The organism is Paracoccus pacificus, assembly GCF_042680785.1.
In the GTDB taxonomy this organism is placed as follows: domain Bacteria; phylum Pseudomonadota; class Alphaproteobacteria; order Rhodobacterales; family Rhodobacteraceae; genus Paracoccus; species Paracoccus pacificus.
In genome coordinates this window covers 25,394-43,042 of sequence record NZ_JBHUEN010000052.1, presented here as the reverse complement: position 1 = coordinate 43,042, position 17,649 = coordinate 25,394, and the positions used below count along the sequence as shown (strand labels likewise).

Genomic DNA, 17,649 nt, shown 5'->3' with positions numbered 1-17,649 from the left:
GTCGTGCTTGGCCTTTTTTGCCAGATCTGGTACCGCGCACGAAAAAGCCGTGCGTAGTCCTTTCCATCCACGTTAAGGCAAGGACGCTCAAAAAGAAAAACGATTACGAAAAATTACTTCCCCAACCTGACGACGCGACTTGAAGCAATGAGATTTTGAAAGTCGCGGCGCCTTTGTCAGCAGCAACCATGCGGATAAATTTCATCGGCACGATGGATTGCTGATTTCAAAATCACTAACATTGGAATTTCGCCTTGGAATGGATAGCTTCATGGTATCTGCCCATGGCGACATGTTCGATGTATCCGCCTGCCGGGCTGGATCGGAATTTCGGTGCAAGGGCGGCGTGCAACCATGTCGGAAACCAAAAACCATATCCCAATGGACAGCGACGGTGATCCGCCCGGCCTCGAGACAACACTGTCGGTGAACAGAAATGCGTTTTTGGGGTTTCTCGTCAAACGGCTGGGAAACCGGGCCGATGCTGAGGACGTTCTGCAGGAGTTTTGCATCCGCGTTCTGGCACGTAAGGATCAGCTGCGCGAGGCGGACCGCATGGATGCCTGGCTTTACGCGGTGTTGCGTTCGGCGCTGAATGATCACTATCGCAAGTCGGGACGGTCGAGGCGTCTGACAGAGGCTGTCGCACTGGAAGTTCAGTCTGCGGTTGTCGCGGATGACCCGGTCGAAGACATGGACGTGATCTGCAACTGCGTCAAAGGGCTGGTCACTGAACTGCGTTCCGGTGACGCCGAACTGATCCGCCGAATTGACATTGACGACGAGGATCGCGGCATTGTGGCAGCGGACCTCGGGCTTAAGTCCGGCACACTGAATGTGCGTCTCCACCGCGCCCGCGCCGCCTTGGGTGACGCGTTGATGGCCCACTGCGGCCCTTGTTGCCGTCATGGCTTTGACGATTGCTCCTGTCCGCCGGTCGGCTGCGAGCATCCTGTTGAAGAGACCGATTGTAAGGACGAAAACACCCCGTCTTGAGGCGGTTTTGTAATGCTGCGCTTCAAACGGCGTCTTCATAAAGAAGACGCTCGGGAGGATCGTATGACCACGGAACCGGCAGATGCGCAGGCAGTCGCAGACTTGATTTCGGATGTGTTTTGCGAGTGTCGAAGCATTGTTGAGGCCGATGTTGGAAGGCTGTCGGGCGAGTTGTTTCTCAAGGTAGATGTCGAAGGGCGGAGCCTTCGGTCTGCGGCAGACGCGGTCGGGCTCAGCACAGGTGACGCCAAAACAGCTCTTTTTTTGTTCCGCCGCCAGATAGCCAGTGCTTTGGTATCGTCAGTCCTCACAGTATCGGCGTCGGACGAAGATCAAACGCGCGGAGAAGGGAGGCGAAGTGTGGGCCACTGAGTGGTCGGGTTACGGACCGCACCCCGATGTGTGTAACGAAAGGACAGAGCCGGCGTCTACACTTATGAACCGCGCAATCAGCGTTCATCAGCAAGGAAGACAGACATGTTCGGACCTCTCATTCTGGTTGGTATCCTCGTTTCGGTTTTGCTCGCCAGCAGAATAGTCGAAGCACATCGTGACGGCATTGTTGTCGAAGAAGCGCTCGTGGCCATCCCTGTAAAAAGCCCTCAAGACAGGAACCGACGCTAGGCGCAAGGCAGGGAAGGCCGCCCGCAGAGCACATGACGCCACAGTGACCAAACCAACCAACACAGTCTAAGCCCGCAAGACGAAGCGCAATAATCAATGACCGACCAGACAGCCCGCCCATTCACGCGCCGGTACCATGGCAGCGTCCCGGAAGCCCTGACGTTCAGCCTACGACGACCCCTTGGACAGGCCGGTAAGAAATACAGAGAATCGCCGTTGTGATTCCGTAGAGCGCGCCATTTACTTGTCGGATTTAGGCAAACAGTTCAGGACATTCACGGGCGCACTTATTTGTCAGGATGATGTAGACCAGATGCAGCGTCGCAAGTCCTGCCAGCAGGCAGAAGAAAGAGATGTAGGCATATTGCAGGAAAGCAATATCGACCACGATCACCGCCACCAGCGTCAAGGCGAAATGGCGCACATGTTTGTAGTGCGACAGGGCCGGCGGCAGGGTGATGAGGGTCACGTAGATCGTGTTGGTCAACCACCGCGGCATCATGAAATCGAGCCACATGGATTTTTCATAGGCCAGCGACTGGTTGTTGAGCTCTACCACAACCATGTCGCTGTTGAGCCCGTGCGGGATGTATAGCAGCAGGCCGAAGGCCAGTCCGATCAGCGCCATGAGGCGGAACAATCGCTTGCGCGGACTGTCGTCCGGCTCCAGCACATAAACCGAGAAGGGAACCCATATCGGCCACATGAACCACGTGAAGAAGATGAACCCCATTGCCCCCCACAAGACCGTCAGGGGATCATTTCCGTTCATGCCAACCCACACGAAACCCTCAGTGAATTGCTGAAGACCTGCGAAAAGCGGCATCAATGCAAGCGGGAGATAGCGTTTGTTGCGCTGGAAGGCCACGATTGAAATGGCGGCCCCACCCCCGACAAGGAAAACGCTTGCAGCAAAACTGACTTGGGCCGACAGGCACATGGCATTTTCCTTTTCAGGCCTACTCTCTGTTTCCAAACGTAAGCGACTTCTACAGCCTTGAAAAGAATGCAAATCGTCAGCCGCAGGATTGGTCCGGCTCCCCCCAAAAACAGGAGCCGGAAGGCCTGCTCCGCGTCGCCGCGGCAGTCACGCGGGCGCAGAGGCTAAAGCGGCACGATTGAACGCCGGGTCTCCGGCTGGTCCATCTCGTACGGCGGTGCCGGCTCGACGCTCCTTTCCGAGCTGGGCCGGCTGGCGGGCAGGACGCTGATCGCGCTGGCCGGGCTGACCGCGGTGCTGATCGGGCTGGGCTACAAGGCGGCGCTGGTGCCGTTCCAGTTTTGGGCACCCGACGCCTATGACGGCGCGCCGGTGTCCGTGGCCGCCTATCTGTCGGTAATTACCAAGGTCGCGGCAATCTTCGCCTTCGCGCAGATCTTGCGCGACCTACCGGTCGGTAACAGCTGGCCGCTGGTGGTCGCGCTAATCGCCGCCATGACGATGACGTGCGGCTACCTGGCGGCGCTGGTGCAAAGCAACGAGGTGCGCCTGCTGGCCTATTCGTCGATGGCGCAGGCGGGTTATTTCATGATGGGGATCGTGGATCTGGGGCCAGGCTTGCTGGCGCTGTCGGTCACCGTTTCCATGACGATTTTCAGGGTCTGGAGAACTGGACCGACGCGCAGGACGTTCTGGACGAACTCGCCGAGGCCGGAATAGAGGCCGATTTCGATCATAGCGGCCTTACCGAAGGCGTCGTCTTCGACAGCCGCGCACGGACCCACCGGGTGCACGGAGCAAAGCCTCTCTTCTATCTCTTGCGGCGAGGCAGCGCGCCGGGGTCGCTGGACCGCGCCCTGCTGGCTCAGGCCCAGGCGGCCGGTGTCGAGGTGCGGTTCAACGATCGGGTCACGGCCACGTCGGGGAACATGATACTGGCAGGCGGACCGCGCCGTGCTGATATCATCGCGGTCGGCTACGTCTTTGACACGGCCATGCCCGATGGTGCCTGGCTTGCGTTTGGGCCGGAACTTGCCCCGAAGGGCTACGCCTATCTGCTCGTGAACGAAGGACGCGGAACGGTGGCAAGTTGCATCTTCACGGGCTTTCGCGATCAGGCGCACTATCTTGCAGCGACGGTGTCGTATTTCGAACGTCACGCCGGGCTGCAAATGCAGAATGCGCGCGGCTTCGGCGGTTTCGGGAATGTCAGATTGCCACGCACAGCGATGCAGGGCGGAAACCCGGTGATCGGCGAGCACGCGGGTTTTCAGGACGCTCTGGCAGGATTCGGGTTGCGCTATGCGATGCGAACGGGCCAACTGGCGGCAGAGAGCCTGGTACGCGGCACCGACTACTCCAGGGCCTGGCGGCAGAGTTTGCAGCCGGGCCTGAGTGCCGGCGTGGTCAACCGGTTCATGTTCAACCGGACCGGCGCGCGCGGATTGGATTATCTGATCGGAAAACTCGGTGCCAACGACACCCGCTCGGTATTGGCGACGGCCTATCGGCTGTCGTTTACCAAGCGCCTCGTGCTGCCGCTCGCCCGGTTTCGCTATCGCGAACCTCTCAAAGACCGCAGTTGCGACCATGTCGCTTGCGATTGCGTCTGGTGCCAGCACGGTCTCCATGATCCGTCCGGTGTCTGACCGCCCTGGCCATCGCGCCACCATCGAGATCAAAGCAGGTTCTCGCGCCATCATATCAGGAAGCGGCGCACCAGTCGACGACCCTGACGTTGCTGCCAGATTCACGATGCGCTAAGCGGGAACCATGCGCGTCTTTGACAGAAATTTTATTCGGGCGGACGGTATCAGCCGCAAAGCAACGGGCGTCTCGCGGTCGAGCAAACATGCGCGCGCTGCGATGTGTGTGCCGGACCTCGGCGAGGGCGAGGGCACGTTCCGGCTTTTCGTCGAAGGCGATGTGCTTTACGACGAGATGATCGCCGCGATTGAGCGCGCGACGCGCGATATCCGCATGGAGTCCTATATCTTTGCGGCCGACGAGGTCGGCGCGCGTTTCGTGGCCGCGCTCGCGGAAAAAGCGCGCGCCGGCCTTGACGTGCGGCTGCACCTCGACGCCTTCGGTGCCGGCCAGAGAAACTTTCGCAGGCTGCGACACGAATTGAAACAGGCCGGGGTCCGGTTCCGCTGGTTTCGCCCCTTCAGCCTGCTGCACCCGCTGAGATATCTGCAACGCAACCACCGCAAGCTTCTGGTCGTCGATGGCCGGGAAGCATTCCTGGGCGGTTTCAACATACGCCGACTGAACTCGCGCCGACTTCACGGCGAGACCCGTCAGCGAGACACCCATGTGCGCGTCGCGGGCCCGCTGGTGGAGCTCGCTGTCAGGCATTTCGAGCGACTCTGGCTTGACGCTGGCCAGCTTCCGGCCAGCGCGATTCCCGATGATACCAAGGGGATCGAGGGGTTGCTGGTGCCGAGCTACTCGCGCCTGTGCCGCAAGCGGCTTGCCTGTCTGCATGCGGGGCTGATCGAAATGGCGCAAACCCACGTTTATCTGACCTCACCATATTTCAGTCCTGGAACCGTGGTCGACCGCGCGCTTCAGGCCGCCGCCCGGCGCGGCGTGGACGCACGTTTGCTGGTCCCCCGCCGGAGCGATCCGCCGGTCGCCGGCTGGGCGACTCGGGCTGCATATGCGCACCTTCTGTCGGCGGGCGTGAGGGTCTATGAATACCTGCCGCGCCAACTGCATGCCAAGACTTCGGTCATCGACGCGGCTTGGTCGATCGTGGGCTCGGCAAACCTCGACTACCGAAGCCTGTTCATCAACCAGGAGCTCGTGTTGATCGCTCGGGATCGGACCCTGGCCGAGCAACTGCAGGCGCAGTATCTGGGCGACCTCGCAGAGGCCGCTGAAATCACCCAGCCGGCGTGGCACCGCCGCGGCTTGCGCGCGCGTGGCCTGGAGGCGATTGGCTGGGCCGCGCGACGACTGCTGTAGCTGTCAGAACCGCTCGACCCATGCCAGCCCGGATCGGGCGTCCCGGTCGGAGCTGCCAAACGACTGCCTCCGGCCTGCGAGACCGCCCGCATCCTCACACTGCAAACGCGCCAATGTCCGAATTCCTGTAATGCTGTCCGTCGAGCCGCGTCTATAGAACGAAGGCAACAAGAGGAGGTCCAGATGGACAGTCTTTCCAATACCCCGAAGCAAGCCAGCGCCGCCGAGAAATCGACCGGATGTTGCGGCGGCAAATCCGACGCGCAGGGCCAAGCCAAGCCCGAGCCGCGCGTCACGGAATCCGCCAAGGAGACGCCGGCCAAATCCGGCTGCTGCTGCGGCCACTGACACGACACCCCCGCGCGGGATCTGCGTCCCGCGCGAGCCACGGCACGGCGGCGCCGGATAGCAAGGCTCTTGCGGACCGGTCCCACCGGCGGCGAGGAGGGAACAAGCCATGATGCCTATCATCTATTTCACCGCAGTCGCGGCGATCCTTTTCCTGGCCCTGCGCATGACGTGCGGGGCATGTGTCATGGGCGCGGATACCGCGACGGGGCGCGCGCGCCTGCCACTTGTGCCGCTGGGCTGGGCGCTGAGCCTGTTTCTGGCGGTGACCTATCTGGTCTGCATCGCGTTCGATCTGATCTTTCCCGGCTATGCGATGTACCAGACCTGGTCCGGCCTGCTGCCAGGGTTCGTCTGGCTGACACCGCTTGGCTTCATCGTCGGTCTGGTCGAGAGCTTTCTCTATGGCTGGTATGCCGCGTTGATCTTCGGCGGGCTCTTCAACGCCATCGCGAATAGGGAGACTTAGGCATGACACAAATCACACGTCCGAAACTACGCTTTCTGGGTGCCGCCGGGACCGTGACGGGATCGCGTTATCTGATCGAGGCCATGGGACGGCGCATTCTCGTGGATTGCGGCCTGTTCCAGGGGTTCAAGAACCTGCGAGAACGCAACCGCAAAACGTTTCCCGTGCGTCCGAACACGATCGACACTGTGCTGCTCACACATGCACATCTCGACCATTCGGGATACCTGCCGGCGCTGATCCGGGCGGGGTTCGGCGGCCGGGTCCACTGCACCGAGGCGACAGCAGACCTTTGCGGGCTTATCCTGCCCGACAGCGGACACATTCAGGAAGAAGAGGCGCGCTTTGCCGCCCGGAGGGGGTTTTCCAAACACAAGAACCCCAAACCGCTCTATACGCTCAAGGATGCAGAGGCGGCGCTGGAACGCCTTCGGCCGCATGGCTTCGATCAGAGGATCGACCTCGGCGACGGGGTCGCCGCCCGTTTCATCCCGGCCGGGCACCTTCTGGGCGCCGCCCAGATCCGTTTCGAGATCGGCGACAGGGTCGTCCATTTCAGCGGCGATCTGGGCCATGATCCCGATCCGCTGATGCGGCCGCCGAAACCGTTCGGTGGAGCCGATGTGCTGGTCTGCGAATCCACCTACGGCAATCGCTCCCATCCCGATACCGACCCCGAGGCCGAACTGGCCCCAGTCCTGAAGCGCACGTTTGCCCGTGGCGGCACGGTACTGATCCCGTCATTTGCGGTCGGACGGGCGCAGGGGGTGATGCTGCATATCGCGCGGCTCATGGCGCGGGGGGACATTCCCTATGTACCGGTGTTCCTCAACAGCCCGATGGCCGTGGATGCGACCGATATCTATCACCGCCACCACGCAGAGCATCACGTCAGCCGCGAAGACTGCGTCGCGATGTTCGAGATTGCCAAGCGCGTCAACACGGTCGAGCAATCGAAGGATCTGAACACGCGCCAGGGCCCGATGATCATCGTCTCCGCCAGCGGAATGCTGACCGGCGGGCGCATCCTGCACCATCTGGCAAGCTTTGGCGGCGACAGGCGGAACACGATCCTGCTGTCCGGCTTTCAGGCCGGCGGAACACGTGGCGCGGTGCTGGCCGATGGCGCGCGAACCTTGCGCATGTTCGGACGAGAGTTCCCGATCGAGGCCGAAGTGGTTCAGCTCCAGTCCTTTTCCGGGCATGCCGATGCCGACGAAATCCTGCGCTGGATGTCCGCCGGTCCCGCACCCACGATGACCTATCTGACCCACGGGGAACCTTCGGCTGCGGACACCCTGAGATTTCGCGTCAAACACGAGCTTGGACGATCCGTGCGCGTCCCGGAGCACCTCGAATCCGTCTATCTGGACCGGCCGCGATGACCGATACGCTTGCTCTTGTCCCCGCCGGGATCGACACCTACCGGCAACCGGTCGTCTATATGAACGAAGACTGCCACATCTGTCGCTCCGAGGGGTTCGCGGCCCAGACCCGTGTGCGGATCGACCTGGAGGACCGTTGGATCATCGCAACCCTGAATGTCGTTGGCCGCGGAGCGTGGCTTGACGTGGATCAGGCGGCGCTGTCCGCCTCGGCTTGGGCGGCGCTTGGTGCGCGAGCAGGGGACAAGGGAGCGTTTTCTCATCCCGAACCGCCCGTTTCCGCGTCGATGATCCGGTCGAAAGCCTATGGCGACAGGCTGGATCAGGCTGGGTTCGCGGCAATCGTGAGCGACACGCTCGACAGCCGGCTGTCCGATCTCGAGCTTGCCGCTTTCGTCACCGCCTGTGCGGGTGAGCGGCTGGATGAGCCCGAGACCGTGGCACTGACCCGCGCCATGCAGGGCGCCGGGCAGACGCTCGACTGGGGAGGGCGGACCATTCTCGACAAGCATTGCGTCGGCGGTTTGCCGGGCAATCGAACGACGCCGATCGTGGTTGCTATCATCGCCGCAGCGGGGCACCTGATTCCCAAGACGTCCAGCCGTGCGATCACGTCGCCGGCAGGGACGGCCGACACGATGGAGGCCATGGCACCCGTTGCGCTCGACGCCGCCGCGCTGCGCAGGGTAGTCGAAGCAGAAGGCGGGTGCATCGTCTGGGGTGGCGGGCTCGCCCTCAGCCCCGCCGACGATCATTTCATTCGTGTCGAACGCCCGCTTGATTTCGACTCGACCGGTCAGTTGGTGGCAAGCGTACTGTCGAAGAAGGCCGCGGCGGGTGCCACGCATGTCCTGATCGACATGCCGGTCGGACCCACGGCCAAGGTGCGCTCTGAGAAGGCTGCCGAGGCACTCGGCGTCCGTGTGTCAGCGGTCAGCAATGCGTTGGGTCTGAACCTGGCGCTGCATATCAGCGACGGCATCGCTCCGGTCGGGCGCGGCATCGGCCCGACGCTGGAAGCCATCGACGTGCTGGCGGTCCTGCGACGCGCGCCCGATGCGCCTGCGGACCTGCGCGAAAGGGCGCTGGATCTGGCCGGGCATCTTCTGGACCTCGCTCCCGACGGCGTGGCGGGGCAGGGACGAGACCGGGCCCGGGCTCTGCTGGATAGCGGCGCGGCTGAGGCCAGGTTCATGGCGATCTGTGAGGCGCAGGGCGGGTTCCGGGAACCCGGAACGGCGGCGCAGCGGATCGAGATACACGCCCCCCACGCGGGCCTTTTGACATCCGTGGATAACCGCCGGATCGCCCGCATCGCCAAGCTGGCAGGCGCGCCGCGTCAGAAATGCGCAGGCATTCGCTTGCTGGTGCGGTTGGGCGACCGGGTGGACGAGGGCCAGCCGCTCTATGAACTCCATGCCGAGACAGCGGGCGAACTGGCCTATGCCCTGGCCTATGCCGAATCCCAAACCGGGGTTCTCACGCTGTCCGAGGAGGGCCCATGATCCTCATACCGTTTCCCGAAATGAAGCTACTGACCGAAACTCTGGCACTCGCGATGGGGGCGGAATTGCGCACGCTCGACTGGCACCATTTCCCCGATGGCGAAAGCCTGATGACCTTGCCGGGCGATCTGGACGGGGCCGACGTGGCGCTCCTGGCGACATTACGCAATCCAGACCATCATGCGCTGCCGTTGCGCTTCGCCGCGGCGACGGCCCGCGAGATGGGCGCGCGCCGCGTCGGATTGATCGCACCCTATCTCGGTTACATGCGGCAGGACAGCCGTTTCGAGGCTGGGCAGGCGGTCAGCGCGCGGCTTTTCGCGCACTTCCTGGGTGAAAGTTTCGACTGGCTGGTGACGGTCGATCCGCATCTGCACCGGATCGCTCGGCTGGAGGAGGTTTTCCCGATCCCAGCGGTGCGCGCCGTTTCCGCCCCACTGCTTGCAAACTGGATCAAGACTAACCTGCCCGACGCTGTTCTTTTGGGCCCCGATAGCGAAAGCCAGCAATGGGTGGCCGAGGTGGCCCGGCTGGCCGGACGGCCCTATGAAGTGCTGCGCAAGGTCCGGACCGGCGACCGTCAGGTCGAGGTCAGCGTGCCGGAAAGTGCCGTGTTGCGCGATGGCACGCCCGTGATCCTGGACGATATCGCCTCTTCGGGACGGACCTTGGTGCGCACCATTGAACGGCTCGTTGCGGCGGGCAGCCGCGCGCCGGTGTGCCTCGTGATCCACGCGGTTTTCGCCGGTTCCGCACATGATGACATTCTGGCAGCCGGTGCCGCAAGGATCATCACCACCGACACCATACCGCATCCATCGAATGCGATCGGAATCGCCGACGTTCTGGCTGAAGCATTCGGGTCGCTTGGGGTGCGAGCGGGCACAAGCATCGACTAGAGAAGCAGGGAAATCAGGATGTCCAAAAACCACAACAGGCACTTGGAGACGCCGGCCGCCGGGCAAGTGCGGACAAGGGATCGGGCCGCTCTCTATCGTGGCAACGAACCGGCCTTTGCGGATTGGGTGCTTGGCGCGGGTCTTCCGGCCCATGACGACCTGACACAGGTGCGGGTCCACGACATGGTCGATATTCTCGAGCGTCGCGGGCGAGTGCGCGACAGGGCCGAAGCCTGGCGTATCCTCGCCGCAGCAGATCGCATCACGAAGGCGGCAATGTGGCTCGTGGTGCATATGACCTATGCGCGAAACGTGCGCACGGACGGGACACCGCTTGACGCCGAGGATTTCAAAGCCGGTCCCGATGGTCATACCGGCGGGTCGCTCAACATGGTTCCAGCCTATGTCGGCTATCTGGCTGCAAACGCGCTTGGCGGCATGACACGATCCTGGCTGATGGGACAGGGGCATTGCGTTGCCGCGATCGACGCGGTGAACCTCATCGTCAACAACATGTCGTCCGAACAGGAGAACCGATACTCGTTTTCCGATCCCGGCCTGACGCGCTTCGTTCGGGATTTCTATTCCTACGAGATCACCGCCGAGGGACGCCCCGCATCTGCGCTCGGCAGCCATGTGAACGCGCATACCGCCGGCGGTCTCATCGAAGGCGGCTATCTCGGCTTTGCCGGACTGCTCTACGGGCACATGCCTCAGCCCGGTGAACATCTTGTGGCGTTCATGAGTGACGGTGCTTTCGAAGAACAGCGCGGAAGCGACTGGGCACCGCGCTGGTGGCGTTCGAAAGACACCGGGCCGGTCGCCCCGATCATGATCGCGAACGGTCGACGGATCGACCAGCGCACGACAATGGCGCAATCCGGCGGCGTGGACTGGTTCCGTCGGCACCTGCGGCTGAACGGTTTCGATCCGATCGATCTGGACGGGCGCGATCCGGCAGCCTTCGCTTGGGCGATCTTTGAGATCGAGGAACGTCTCGCCGCCGATGCCCTGGCCGTTCGGGAAAAGGACGAAGCACCTGCGATCCGTCTACACTACGGCATCGCGGAGACGGTCAAAGGTTTCGGATTTCCCGGCGCCGGCACGAACCGTGCGCATAACCTGCCGCTCGAGGGCAATCCGCGAACCGACGCGGCCGCCCGCCGTGACTTCAACGAAGGTGCCGCGAACCTCTGGGTGCCGCCAAAAGACCTGTCGGATGCGGTGCTTGCGCTCAACAACCATGACGCCTCGGGACGTCCCAAGGAGCGGGCCCATCCCCTGATCTCGCGCCCGGCGGTGACGCCCAGCCTGCCCGAACCGCCGTGGCACGCCTCTGAGGGTCGCAGAAACGTCTCGCCGATGGAAGGTCTCGACCAATACTTCGAAGCGCTTGTCCTCGCCAATCCCGGCCTGCGCGCCCGCGTCGGCAACCCTGATGAAATGCGCAGCAACAGGATGAACGCGACCCTAGATCTGCTGAAGCATCGTGTGACCGCCCCCGAGCCCGGGATGCCGGAATCCGAGACCGGTGGCGTGATAACAGCCCTTAACGAAGAAGCCGTCATATGCGCCGTTCTGGGAAACAAGAGCGGTCTCAATCTGGCAGTCTCCTACGAAGCCTTCGCCACGAAAATGCTTGGCGCTTTGCGCCAGGATTTGATCTTCACGCGGCAATTGATCGCCGCAGGTCGCCAACCCTATTGGCTTGGCCTGCCGGTTGTCCTCACCTCGCATACGTGGGAAAATGGCAAGAACGAGCTGTCGCATCAGGACACGACCGCCGCCGAAACGATGTGGGCGGAGATGTCCGATCTCTCTCGCGTCGTGTTTCCTGTGGACTGGAACAGTGCCGTCGCATGCCTGCGGGATGTCTTTCGATCACACGGGGCGATCTGGACGATGGTGGTTCCCAAGCGCGAAGTTCCAGACGTGCTATCTCCCGAACTGGCGCAACGGGCGCTGGCCGACGGCGCGGTCTGCCTGCGCGATGTCGGTGGCGATGACCCGGAATTGATCTTGGTCGCCATTGGCGCTTACCAACTGGCCGAAACTCTCACGGCGTCGGATCGCCTGAAAGAAAAGAGCGTGCGGCACCGTGTCATCGTGATGGTCGAGCCGGGACGGTTCCGCAGCACCCGCGACGATCATGAGGCGAAGATGACCGCCTCCGACGCGACGCTCGAAATATTCTTTCCCGAAACGGCAGGCGCCCGGGTTTTTGTCGCGCATACCAGGCCGGAGCCGCTCTGCGGTCTCCTCCGCCGCCTTGATACCGGATTGCGGAAGTCGAAATTCCTCGGGTTTTGCGGTCGCGGCGGTACACTCGATACCAACGGGATGCTGTTCGCCAACCGATCAAGCTGGGCGCATGTTCTTGCGGCTGCGGCGGATGTCACGGGGCGGCGGGCGCTTGATTTTCTGACAGAAGCCGAATTCGATGCGGTTCAGGGACGTCGCGCGCCCGCAGGAGTTCTTTTCAAGGGACATGACGTATGACGCGAAAAAAGACTGGCCATAACCTTGCAGAAACTGCGCGAATGGCTCCGACGCGTGGGGGCTGGTTTCATGTCCCCTCGATCCACAACTGACTACGGGAATGTGTTATGACAAGACATCACGAAAAACATTTGGATAATGACAATCCGCCGAGGCCGCCCTCGTTCTGGAAATCACGCGCGGGCATCTACCTGATCTTTGCGCTCATCCTTGGTGGACTACTGCTGGGTTACGAGCATCGGGTGCACATTCTGGGCAGCGGGTTGCTGATCTGGCTCCCTTTGCTGCTTTGTGTTGGCATGCATTTCTTCATGCATGGCGGTCATGGTGGCCACGGCGGACATGGCGGCCGCGGATCGGGTGATGACAAATGACGAGCGACCCGGGATCGTCATACGGGCTTTGGCTGCTCGTGTTCATCAATTCGGCGGTCTTCATTCTGTTCGCGTTCAGTTTCTTCAAGCCACAGACATCGCGTGACTGGCGCAGCTTCGGCGCATTCAGTGCTTTCATCGTGGCACTTTTTGTCGAGATGTACGGGTTTCCGCTGACGATCTTTTTCCTGTCGGGTTGGCTCCAATCCAACTGGCCGGGGATTGACTGGTTCGCCCATGACAGCGGGCACCTTCTGGAAATGATGTTCGGCTGGGAAGCGAACCCGCATTTCGGGCCGTTCCATTTCCTCAGCTTTGCATTCATCGGTGGGGGCTTCTGGCTGATCTCGGTGGCCTGGCACCATCTCTGGGCAGCACAGCGGGCCGGGCGACTGGCGGTCACGGGTCCCTACGCCCGGATACGGCATCCGCAATATGTGGGGTTCGCTCTCATCATGGCAGGGTTCCTCGTGCAATGGCCGACAATCCTCACGCTTGCAATGTTCCCGGTTCTGGTCTGGATGTATGCGCGACTTGCCAAGAGCGAGGAGGCCGACAGTCGGGCCCGGTTTGGCGAGGCATGGGAGAGATATGCAGAGAATGTTCCGGCGTTTCTGCCTCGATTCCGGGAAGTTGCCGCGCAATGAACGCAAGCGTTCTGTTCCGTTTTTTGCAGAGCGCAAGCTGGCTATCGGGAAACCGGAGCGGCGTCAGTTTTTGCCGACGATCGAGCGCTCGCCTGCGAATTGATCGAAGATTGAGTTTGATATCGGAAATGCAAGACGGATTTGCGATTTAGAAGCGCCGAGACCAAGAGGGTGAACGGAGTGAGCAATCTGGTGATCCTCGGAGGATCCGGTGATGTCGGGTCGCGGCTTGTTCGCCTCCTTTCCGACCATCAGGAATGGAAGGTTTGGGCGGTTTCCAGGCGAAACCGTGCGGTTGAAACGGCGCATGAAAACGTGGTTTACACAGCCCTCGACGTGGCGCGCCCCGACGCGGCCCATTCACTTCCCGACGACGCCATGGTCGTAAATCTGACCGAAGCGACACCGCCGGGGCTGGTCGCTGAAATTCTCGCAAGAGGCGGTACGGTGCTCGATACATCGGCGACGCCGAGCTATGTCCACGCCCTGATCCGGGCGGCGGACGGGACAAACGGGTGTCTTGTGACGGGTGTTGGAACTGCTCCGGGTCTCAGCACATTGATGGCGGCAGCTCTGGCAAGCGACAAACGGGTAGAGACGCTGCGTATCGGAGTCGAGCTTGGTATGGGCCGTCACTATGGACAGGCGGCGGCCGAGTGGTTCTTTCGGACGCTTGGACAGCCTTATGACGATCCGGTGACGGGCCGGTCTGTGTTTCCAGGCACGCACCCCTGGAGGTTCAGTTTCGCACAGAACGAGGCGCCGAGACTGGCGCTCGATGTGGCGTTTCCCGATGAGGGTATTCATCCTGGCGGACTCGAACTCCGTGTTCACCATTACCTGGCCGTCGATCCGCCATTTGTCACACGCCTGTTTGCAGTGGCACAACGGCTTAGGCTCGGACGTTGGATGTCAGAGCATCCCCGGCAAATGACAAAGCTTTCACAGTGGCTGCCGCAATTCGGGCAATTACGAACACGGATTGCGGCGGTTGCGTTCGATTGCGAAGGCAAAGAGATCGCCGCGAACCTGTTCGAAGGTGGCGATCAGGCTGATTTGACGGCTGCGATGATATTGGTGACACTTGAGGCAATGCGGTCCAGCGATGCACGACACGCAGGGGCCAATTCCATTGTTGATCACCTTGATCTGGAGCAGGCGCTGAGCGGTTTGCGTCGCCACTTAGCAGGCGGAGTGGCCATACACACAAACGCTTGGCAAAGGCCGAACTAAGAAACAGGAAAGACGGGGCAAATCATGAACCATGAGCACGACCACGGCGGCGACGGCTACAAGAAGAACTCCATTACTTTGGGCGGCGCGGTTGCCATGGGCACGGGCGTGATGATCGGGGCAGGGATCTTTGCTCTGACCGGGCAGATCGCCGAACTGGCCGGGCCGTTCTTTCCCATTGCGTTCATCATCGGCGCGATCGTCACCGGGTTCAGTTCCTACAGCTACATCAAGATGTCCAACGCCTGGCCCTCGGCAGGGGGGATCGGGATGATCCTGCAAAAATGCTACGGACCGGGGGCAGTTGCGGCTGGGGCGGCGCTTCTAATGGCGCTCAGCATGGTGATCGCGGAAAGCCTCGTCGCAAGGACCTTTGCCACCTATCTTTTGCGTCCGTTCGATATCGAGGGCGGGCCGCTGGTGCCCATCCTGGCCGTTGGGGTAATCCTTTTCGCCTTCGTCGTAAACATCGCGGGCAACCGGTCAATTGGGCTGTTCTCGATGGTCATGGCCGCAATCAAGATCGGGGGCATCGCGCTCTTCGGGATCGCGGCCCTGTGGTCGAGCGGGTTTGAATTTGCAGCCGCGTCGCGGGACGCTGTGGATTTCGGCCCGATGGGTTTCGTCGCCTCGGTCGCGCTTGCCATTCTTGCGTTCAAGGGGTTCACGACGATCACCAACAGCGGCGCCGAGATCACCGATCCCAACCGCAACGTGGGGCGCGCGATCATGATTTCGATTGCGCTGTGCGTCGTCGTCTATCTGCTCGTGGCCTTCGGTGTCGGGTCCAGCCTGACCATAGACGAGATCATTGCCGCCAAGGACTATTCGCTGGCCGAGGCGGCGGAACCGGCATTGGGGCAGGTAGGCTTCCTGCTGACGGTCCTGCTGGCCGTCGTCGCCACGGCGTCTGCCGTGCTGGCGAGTGTCTTTGCGGTCTCGCGGATGCTTGCGATGCTGACGGATATGAAGATGATCCCGCATAGTCACTTCGGCATGTCCGGTCCGATCCAGCGGCATACGCTGGTTTACACCGTGGTGATCGCATCCTTCCTTGCTGTGTTTTTCGATCTGAGCCGCATCGCGTCGTTGGGTGCGTTCTTCTATCTGATGATGGATATGGCCGTGCATTGGGGTGTCTGGCGCTACCGCAGGGCAGAGATCGGTGCCTCGGGTGTCATCATTCTTGCAGCACTCGGGTTTGATGCGATCGTTCTGGTCGCGTTCACTGCCATGAAATTACAAAGCGATCCCGCGATTGTCGCCTACGCGGCCCTTACGATCGCGGGAGTCTTTCTGTTCGAACGCGCCTACCTGTCGCGCTGGCTGGCGCCGCAAGATGAGCCCGCCCACAGTTGACGGATGTTGCCACGCAATCGGTTCGCGACGGGCGGCGCGCGGGGTTCGCCATGCTCGTCGGTCTTGCTCTGGGTATAGTGGCCGCGAACTCGCCGCTGGCGGACATCTACGCGATTGTGCATCACCTGCCTCTGCGGGTTGGGGCGGGCGACTGGGCAATCGAAGCCCCTCTGATCGAGTGGATCAATCAGGGCCTTCTGACGGTCTTCTTCTTTCTCATCGGTCTTCACACAAATCTTGAGCTGACCCGTGGGGCGCTGACCGAACCCGGTGCGGCCATGCTTCCGGCAAGTGCGGCGCTTGGGGGCATGATTGTGCCGGCAGCGATCTACTTCGGGCTCAATGCCGGAGATGCCGTCGCCCTGCGTGGCTGGGCAATCCCGATTGCGACAGACATCGTCTTGGTCCTTGGCGTCCTCTCGCTGTTTTCGGGCCGGGTTGACCCTGCGGTCATCGCCTTTGCCACAGCCGCAGCGATTTTCGACGACCTTGGCGCAGTAATTGTCATCGCATTGTTCTACGGAGCGTTCGATCAGTTTTGGCCGCTTTGGGTGGTGGTTGGCGGCTTAGCAGGTCTATTTCTGCTCAATCGAACCCGAAGGGCATCTCTCTTGCCTTACCTCGCCTTCGGCTGCGTTCTCTGGGCAGGACTTATACTGACCGGTCTCGAAGGAGCCATTGCAGGGGCAATTGTCGGGTTTTCATTGCCGCTGTCGTCGTTTCCGCCAAGAGCGACAGCGCGCGCCGAGCGGCGCGTGTCGCGTAGCCCATAATTGGGCAACGCGACACCCGGCTTCACCTATGTGGGCGGTCGCGAGTGTATAGAGGGCAAATAAGAGGCGGCTTGATTGTGTGAATGGAGTGCGTTTGGTGGCCGTCATGACGAAACTCATCGCACGGACATGCACAAGTCCGCTCAAACCGAAGAGCACAATCGCAAAGAGGATCGCCCAAGCCAAACGCTCGCACCCTACAACGCAGTATTCTTGAGTTGCTCTTCGCCGCGGTGTTTCGTTGCCAAATCGGCGAGGATTGGGCAATCCGGGCGGTGATCCCCGGCACAGGCGTCCACTAGATGTGCTAGCGTCGCGCGCATTTCCTTCAGCTCCGCAATCTTGTCGTCGATCCGTTCAAGATGCTGCTCGGCGATATCCTTGACTTCGGCGCTGGCGCGTTTTTCGTCCTCGTACAGAGCAATAAGGTTGCGGCAGTCTTCAATGCTGAAGCCGAGCGCCCGGGAACGGCCGAGAAACGCGAGCTTGTGCGCATCGCTTTCACGGAATGTGCGATAGCCGTTCGTGCTGCGAAGAGGCTTCACAAGCCCGACATCCTCGTAGTATCGGATCGTCTTGGCTGGGAGGCCAGAAAGGGCGGCGACATCTCCAATATTCATGATCAGGT

General features: G+C 61.5%; 17 protein-coding genes. 15 read left to right on the top strand and 2 right to left on the bottom strand.

Going from position 1 to position 17,649, the window contains the following annotated elements; translation table 11 throughout:
- The first annotated feature begins 354 nt into the window (after window positions 1–354).
- The gene (locus tag ACFSCT_RS18065; protein WP_240477028.1) at window positions 355–996 is read left to right on the top strand and encodes an RNA polymerase sigma factor; all 642 of its coding nucleotides are present in this window, start codon (window positions 355–357) and stop codon (window positions 994–996) included.
- An 877-nt stretch (window positions 997–1,873) separates the two neighbouring features.
- Here ACFSCT_RS18065 and ACFSCT_RS18060 read toward each other — a convergent pair.
- Window positions 1,874–2,560, bottom strand: coding sequence for a DUF6629 family protein (locus ACFSCT_RS18060; protein WP_271118266.1), 687 nt, complete (start codon window positions 2,558–2,560; stop codon window positions 1,874–1,876).
- 177 nt (window positions 2,561–2,737) lie between these two features.
- Here ACFSCT_RS18060 and ACFSCT_RS18055 point away from each other — a divergent pair, with 177 nt between their 5' ends.
- The 14 genes from ACFSCT_RS18055 (at window position 2,738) to ACFSCT_RS17990 (ending at window position 17,021) form a co-directional block, all read left to right on the top strand.
- A complete protein-coding gene (locus ACFSCT_RS18055; RefSeq protein ID WP_353620703.1) occupies window positions 2,738–3,280 on the top strand; it encodes a proton-conducting transporter transmembrane domain-containing protein in 543 nt (180 codons plus the stop codon).
- Between the two features lie 68 nt (window positions 3,281–3,348).
- On the top strand, window positions 3,349–4,209 hold the full coding sequence (locus ACFSCT_RS18050) for a hypothetical protein (RefSeq protein ID WP_271118265.1): 861 nt from the start codon (window positions 3,349–3,351) through the stop codon (window positions 4,207–4,209).
- 124 nt (window positions 4,210–4,333) lie between these two features.
- Window positions 4,334–5,530 (top strand): phospholipase D-like domain-containing protein, encoded by a 1,197-nt coding sequence (locus tag ACFSCT_RS18045; RefSeq protein ID WP_379145118.1) that lies wholly within the window; start codon window positions 4,334–4,336, stop codon window positions 5,528–5,530.
- Window positions 5,531–5,713: 183 nt separating this feature from the next.
- Complete coding sequence (locus ACFSCT_RS18040) at window positions 5,714–5,878, top strand: hypothetical protein (RefSeq protein ID WP_157835932.1); 165 nt, start codon at window positions 5,714–5,716, stop codon at window positions 5,876–5,878.
- A 109-nt stretch (window positions 5,879–5,987) separates the two neighbouring features.
- Window positions 5,988–6,347, top strand: coding sequence for a DUF5676 family membrane protein (locus ACFSCT_RS18035; protein ID WP_043847459.1), 360 nt, complete (start codon window positions 5,988–5,990; stop codon window positions 6,345–6,347).
- Between the two features lie 2 nt (window positions 6,348–6,349).
- Window positions 6,350–7,732 carry an MBL fold metallo-hydrolase gene (locus ACFSCT_RS18030; protein WP_043847458.1) on the top strand — a complete coding sequence of 461 codons (1,383 nt, stop codon included), beginning with the start codon at window positions 6,350–6,352 and terminating at the stop codon, window positions 7,730–7,732.
- Complete coding sequence (locus ACFSCT_RS18025) at window positions 7,729–9,237, top strand: thymidine phosphorylase family protein (RefSeq protein WP_043847457.1); 1,509 nt, start codon at window positions 7,729–7,731, stop codon at window positions 9,235–9,237. Before ACFSCT_RS18030 ends, ACFSCT_RS18025 begins: the two co-directional genes overlap by 4 nt.
- Window positions 9,234–10,136 carry a ribose-phosphate diphosphokinase gene (locus ACFSCT_RS18020; RefSeq protein ID WP_043847455.1) on the top strand — a complete coding sequence of 301 codons (903 nt, stop codon included), beginning with the start codon at window positions 9,234–9,236 and terminating at the stop codon, window positions 10,134–10,136. The genes ACFSCT_RS18025 and ACFSCT_RS18020 overlap by 4 nt, the downstream gene beginning before the upstream one ends.
- Window positions 10,137–10,154: 18 nt before the next feature.
- Window positions 10,155–12,635 (top strand): phosphoketolase family protein, encoded by a 2,481-nt coding sequence (locus ACFSCT_RS18015; RefSeq protein ID WP_379145114.1) that lies wholly within the window; start codon window positions 10,155–10,157, stop codon window positions 12,633–12,635.
- Between the two features lie 107 nt (window positions 12,636–12,742).
- Window positions 12,743–13,009 carry a DUF2933 domain-containing protein gene (locus ACFSCT_RS18010; RefSeq protein ID WP_081749914.1) on the top strand — a complete coding sequence of 89 codons (267 nt, stop codon included), beginning with the start codon at window positions 12,743–12,745 and terminating at the stop codon, window positions 13,007–13,009.
- Window positions 13,006–13,656, top strand: a complete 651-nt coding sequence (locus tag ACFSCT_RS18005) for a methyltransferase family protein (protein ID WP_216034265.1) — start codon at window positions 13,006–13,008, stop codon at window positions 13,654–13,656. Before ACFSCT_RS18010 ends, ACFSCT_RS18005 begins: the two co-directional genes overlap by 4 nt.
- Before the next feature lie 180 nt (window positions 13,657–13,836).
- A complete protein-coding gene (locus tag ACFSCT_RS18000) occupies window positions 13,837–14,889 on the top strand; it encodes an NAD-dependent epimerase/dehydratase family protein (protein WP_271118261.1) in 1,053 nt (350 codons plus the stop codon).
- Window positions 14,890–14,913: 24 nt separating this feature from the next.
- Complete coding sequence (locus ACFSCT_RS17995; RefSeq protein WP_216034263.1) at window positions 14,914–16,248, top strand: APC family permease; 1,335 nt, start codon at window positions 14,914–14,916, stop codon at window positions 16,246–16,248.
- A complete protein-coding gene (locus ACFSCT_RS17990; protein ID WP_271118260.1) occupies window positions 16,245–17,021 on the top strand; it encodes a Na+/H+ antiporter NhaA in 777 nt (258 codons plus the stop codon). Before ACFSCT_RS17995 ends, ACFSCT_RS17990 begins: the two co-directional genes overlap by 4 nt.
- Window positions 17,022–17,218: 197 nt before the next feature.
- On the opposite strand, the gene cueR is transcribed toward ACFSCT_RS17990, so the two are convergent.
- On the bottom strand, window positions 17,219–17,641 hold the full coding sequence (cueR, locus tag ACFSCT_RS17985) for a Cu(I)-responsive transcriptional regulator (RefSeq protein WP_009820195.1): 423 nt from the start codon (window positions 17,639–17,641) through the stop codon (window positions 17,219–17,221).
- Window positions 17,642–17,649: the final 8 nt, after the last annotated feature.